5 protein-coding genes are annotated in these 5,288 nt (G+C 44.4%); 4 read left to right on the top strand and 1 reads right to left on the bottom strand.

The features are described 5' to 3' along the window. Positions 1-578: 578 nt before the first annotated feature. Both O9334_RS19775 and O9334_RS19770 read left to right on the top strand, forming a co-directional pair. Positions 579-1,217, top strand: coding sequence for a MotA/TolQ/ExbB proton channel family protein (locus O9334_RS19775; RefSeq protein WP_080754329.1), 639 nt, complete (start codon positions 579-581; stop codon positions 1,215-1,217). An 18-nt stretch (positions 1,218-1,235) separates the two neighbouring features. Continuing rightward, on the top strand, positions 1,236-1,838 hold the full coding sequence (locus O9334_RS19770) for an ExbD/TolR family protein (RefSeq protein ID WP_288002023.1): 603 nt from the start codon (positions 1,236-1,238) through the stop codon (positions 1,836-1,838). On the opposite strand, the gene O9334_RS19765 is transcribed toward O9334_RS19770, so the two are convergent. Beyond that, a complete protein-coding gene (locus O9334_RS19765) occupies positions 1,839-2,189 on the bottom strand; it encodes a hypothetical protein (RefSeq protein ID WP_288002020.1) in 351 nt (116 codons plus the stop codon). Positions 2,190-3,130: 941 nt separating this feature from the next. On the opposite strand from O9334_RS19765, the gene O9334_RS19760 reads away from it, so the two are divergent. Together O9334_RS19760 and O9334_RS19755 are read left to right on the top strand one after the other, a co-directional pair. Next, a complete protein-coding gene (locus O9334_RS19760) occupies positions 3,131-4,324 on the top strand; it encodes an NAD(P)/FAD-dependent oxidoreductase (RefSeq protein ID WP_288002017.1) in 1,194 nt (397 codons plus the stop codon). Between the two features lie 109 nt (positions 4,325-4,433). Further along, positions 4,434-5,198: an FkbM family methyltransferase gene (locus O9334_RS19755; RefSeq protein ID WP_288002014.1), complete on the top strand. Its 765-nt coding sequence runs from the start codon at positions 4,434-4,436 to the stop codon at positions 5,196-5,198. Positions 5,199-5,288: the final 90 nt, after the last annotated feature.

The following is a 5,288-nucleotide window of genomic DNA, read 5'->3' as shown; positions in this document are numbered from 1 at the left end:
AATTACACATCTAAGCCACTACTCCGTCAGACTTCTGATGTGAGGAAACAGTGAACTGAAAACTCAAATCCGATCCCTAATAGCTGTATCCCGTCTCCCGTCTCCCGTCTCCCGTCTCCCGTCTCCCGACGACCGTCTCCTGACGACCGTCTCCGTTCGGACCTCGGCGTGAGCTTTTGTCGAACGCAAAAGCTCACGGCCGAAGCCTGTCTCCTGTCTCGACTAGGAAATTAATTTTGCACGACTACTTATTGCCTATTGCCTATTGCCTATTGCCTATTGCCTATTGCCTATCCTGATATGTAGCCTATACTCAACGGATTTGGTATTAGATAGCCGTGGTTTAGACTTCTCAGGCCAGAATTAGGTTCAAATGGAGTCAGGGCAATCCCTTTTTTGACATCTTCTGGCCCCTTGAAAAGCCCCATCTCATCCTGTATTGTAAGTCAGCGTAAGGACGATAAATGTCAATCTATAAACCTAAATCCTAAACTATAATCATTACCCGATCGCCCGGTATTGGAGGGACAAAACAACTCGTGAGTATAACTGATTTAATCCAAAAAGGCGGAGTGGCCATGTGGCCGCTGCTTTTTCTGTCTATTTTAGCTCTTAGCACTATTATCGAACGAATTTGGTTTTGGAGTCGCACCCTCCTCAGTGAAGGCCAGATTTTAAACCGGATTATGGAATCGGCCATCCGTAATTGGGATTTGGCGACAAAAGTCGCCAGAGATTCCCGCAATCATCCCATTGGTAGTTATCTTTATGCACCTCTTCGCTTAGAAAATCCAGATCCAGAGGTTTTTCACTTTGCCCTCGAATCGGCTGCCGATGAACAGTTATCCCTAATGAAACGGGGCGATAAAATCCTTGAGGCAGTCATCGCCCTTTCCCCCCTGTTAGGATTATTAGGGACGGTACTCGGTTTAATTACCTCTTTGGCCAATATTCAATTAAGTGACCTGGGAACTTCCTCTACAGCTGGGGTAACTTTAGGTATTAGTGAAGCTTTAATTTCCACCGCTACCGGCTTAATTGTCGCTATTTTTAGCCTCGCTTTCTATCGCATTTTTCAGGGACTCTGGTTCAATCAAGCCCGAATTTTCCGCAAGGCCGGCAGTGATTTAGAAATTATCTACCGTCAACGTTGGCTAGATGGAGAAGACCAACAATACGCCCTCAGTGCTAACCTAGAAAAACCGCTCGATCGCTAAATCTCTCCCTTATCAGCCATGGCCGAAACTAAAATCCAGCAACCCAAAACAACAAAAAGCAGCCATATTACGGCTCGTCCCCTGAAATTATGGCATGATCAACACCGCATTCAAGAGGATGTGCAGGTTAATATCATTCCTCTGATCGATGTAATTTTCTGTATTCTCACTTTCTTTATTCTCGGTGCAGTGGGATTATCTCGGCAACAGGCGATCAGCCTCGATTTACCGAAAGCTAGTACCGCCACCACCCCGATGCGGGAAATGTTGGTGGTTAGTCTCGATGATTTCGGACAACTCTACGTCGAAAAACAGATGGTGACTCGCCCCCAGTTGTTTGAGGCGATCAAGAATTATCATCAATATAGTCCCAATGGACTGATGGTACTGAATGCCTCCCGTAATTCCAGTTACAACGAAGTGGTTGGGGTTTTAGACCTGCTGCGACAGGTGGGCGGCGATCGCGTGGCTTTAGCGACTCTATCGGGGGAGGCTAACAATCCCACAATGGAAAATAGCAATCCTTTGCCCAATTTGCCGACTAATCCCACCTTCCCCGGTTTACCCAGTCTGCCTAATTCTAACTCACAATCTTCCACCAATCCTCTGGGCAGAAATTAACTAGGAATGGATGCGATAGCTGAGTAATTGTTCTTCGAGAGCTGCAATGCGGTTGTAAGCCGCCGTCAATTGTGCCGTTAATCGGCGAATTTGGATTTCATCGGAAAAAGGATTATCGCCATTGACAGCCGCGGCTTGTTTGCCACCGTGATCTCGGAGAATATCTTTATGATCGTAGAGGCTATTATCCGATAACTCGGAAAACCCGACCATTTCCAGGGATTCTCGCGGGGAATGATTCGATTTATCCCCAGCTAGGATAGCAATTTGCTGGCTGAGGCTTTCGACAATATCCTGTAGATGATCGACTTTCCGATCAAGACTGATAATCTGTTGTTGTAGTCCATTCATGCAATTACCTAGGGATTAAGGATGCTTCCCCTCTATGCTAGGCTCTGGAGGAAATGGACTATAACAATTTATGATTGATTTAACGATCTCTTTACTGCCCTTAACTCATCTTAATATATTGGCAGAGTCAACCAGCCATAGCACTTCTAAGTATATCTGGCTGCATAAATCTAAAAACCTTGTTGGGTAAGACTTTTAGACCTTTTGTCAATCAAAAAGTACCGGACATGGGAGTGATCGGGGGGAAAATTCAGGGACTTTTTCCCTGAAAATTAGGTAATTGACCCCCTCAAAATCGCTAAAACCCCACACCCGTTCGGCTGAGCTCACGGCCGAAGCCCACACCCCACACCCTACCCCCACGAAAAACTTTTTCAGCCAACCCTAAGTAGGGAGGCACAATTATTTGTAGGATGGGTTAGCGGTAGCGTAAACTATGCGGGCGTTGGGTTTCATACTTCAACCCAACCTACGTTTAACTAATCTTAATATATTGCCAGAGTCAACCAGCTGCAGCCAATAGCACTTCTATCAGAAATTAAGGTAAGCTGTTGAGCGGTAAGCCTCGATTTTAAGGAACTAAATATGTTTAAAAATTGGTCTTTCGACGATTGGATGAATCATATCCTTTTTCTGGCTACAATTGTGGCTTTGTTGACGATTTGGCTGGGTAGATAAATATAAAACTATTTTTCTTTCCTCGCTTTGCCGAAAATTTGGGTTTAAGTTTCCCCGTCCATTTTACGGCTCTCTTAGGTTTGGTGGGTAAAATGTATTCTAAGATACAGTCTTGCTGGCGAGTGCGTGGAACGAACCACAAAGGCACAAAGGACACAAAGATTGATCGCTTCTATATCAGTTAAACTGATCACACAAAGAATAAGAGAGCCATTTTACGGCAGGGAGTGTCAAAATAAGAAACAAAACCCTCAGCGATCGATATGACTGACTCAATCCCAAAAATTTGTATTCTCGGTGGTGGTTTTGGTGGACTCTATACTGCTTTACGTTTGAGTCAATTGCCTTGGCCCGATCAACACCCCCCTCAAATTACCTTAATTGATAAAAACGATCGCTTTTTATTTTCTCCCCTTCTCTACGAATTAGTCACCTCAGAACTGCAATCCTGGGAAATTGCTCCCCCTTTCAGCGAATTGCTCGCTAATACCCCCGTTGACTTCCAACAGGGAACCGTCACGGCGATCGATGTTAATAATCATAAAATAACCCTTGACAATCAAAACAATATATGCTATGACCGCCTCGTCATCGCCCTCGGTGGTCAATCTTCCCTTGACTTCCTACCCGGGGCCAGAACCCACGCTATCCCCTTTCGTAGTCTAGAGGATGCCTATCGTCTTCGGGATCGACTCAAAACCCTAGAACAATCCGATCGCGATAAAATTCGGGTCGCCATTATCGGGGGCGGTTATAGCGGCGTAGAATTAGCCTGTAAGCTGGCCGATCGCCTCGGAGAAAGGGGAAGAATTCGTCTGATCGAAAGAAATAGCGATATTCTCGGACCTTCAACCCAATTTAACCGCGACACCGCCAAAAAAGCCCTAGAAAAACGTCTGGTTTGGTTAGACCTAGAAACCACCGTCGCCGATATCCAAGCGGATCGCCTCTCCCTTGACTACAAGGGACAGATAGACAATATCCCCGTTGATCTAATTCTCTGGACCGTTAGTCCGATCGCCTCCCCACTGCTCGCTAATTTGCCTTTAGCACATAATGAGCGCAAATTACTAAAAGTTAATCAATATTTACAAACTGTCGAAAACCCCAGTATCTACGCGATCGGCGATGCGGCCGATAGTCGCGATCAAGAGGATAAACCCTATACTGCCACGGCCCAGGTCGCCCTTCAACAGTCCGACTACTGCGCTTGGAATATTTGGGCGAGTTTCCACGATAAACCGGCTTTACCCTTCCGTTATCAACCTTTAGGCGAAATGTTGACCCTCGGAGTCGATGAAGCTACCATTAGCGGTTTAGGACTAGAATTAGCCGGTCCCCTTGCCCATCTTACCCGTCGCTTAGTCTATCTCTACCGTCTGCCCACCCTCAACCATCAAATCGCCGTAGCATTCAACTGGATTACCCAACCGCTTCTATCCCTCATTTCTGAGTAACAGTTGCAGGGACAGAGGATAATTAAAGTGACTTTTTTTACTCTAGTTACTTGTCCCTTCGACTGCTATATTGGCTGTATCAATTACCCTCCTAATTTACAAAACAATTATGAGCATTAAAAGCCGGCTGAAAAATTTGATTCATGAATTGAGTCTTCAGACTTACAAGAAAGTTTCCCCCGATTCCTTCCCTGCTGGTTGGGATGTGGCCTCAGATATAGAAAGAATTTGTCATCACCAGCAACCAAAGATTATTTTTGATGTCGGGGCCAATATTGGACAAACAGGTAGTTACTTTCATCAAAAATTTCCTCAAGCTGATATTCTTTGTTTCGAGCCAATCAAGGAAACTTTTGCCCAATTATCTCAAAAATTTGCTGATAATCAGCGAATTCGCTGTTTTCCGATCGCTTTAGGCGAGCAACCTTCAGAAAAAACAATTATCTTAAACTCTAATTCTCAAAAAAACTCCCTCACCGATGCCTTAAACCGGCCCATAGGCGAGAATCAAGGCCAATCCACCGACAAAACAGAAGCAATTACAATTGATAGCTTAGATAATTTTTGTCAAGCTCAGGGGATAGATAGGATAGACCTGCTTAAAATGGATACAGAGGGTTATGAGCTACAGGTTTTAGCTGGAGCAACCAATTTTCTAGAAGAGAGAAAAATTGCCATGATTCTTTCAGAAGTTGGGTTTCGTCCCTCCGATTTTCGCCATACATTTTTTACAAAAATTTACGACCAATTGTATCAAAAAGGCTTTCGTTTTAATGGTCTATACGATTTATCCTATTGGTCTCCCTATCCCTATGAAGGACTAATTTACCGAAATTTTGGGTTAAAGCCCCGTCCTTTTAGGACGGCTTTTTAAACTATATCTTGTTAACTTAACTTTTATTGTGCTATACTGATTTTGTCTAAGTCCCCCCTGCGTAAAATGTTTGTCTTAGAGTTTAAAGTT

Source organism: Microcystis sp. LE19-8.1F (genome assembly GCF_027531715.1).
Lineage (GTDB): Bacteria > Cyanobacteriota > Cyanobacteriia > Cyanobacteriales > Microcystaceae > Microcystis > Microcystis wesenbergii_A.
This window is presented reverse-complemented; position numbering and strand designations above follow the sequence as displayed.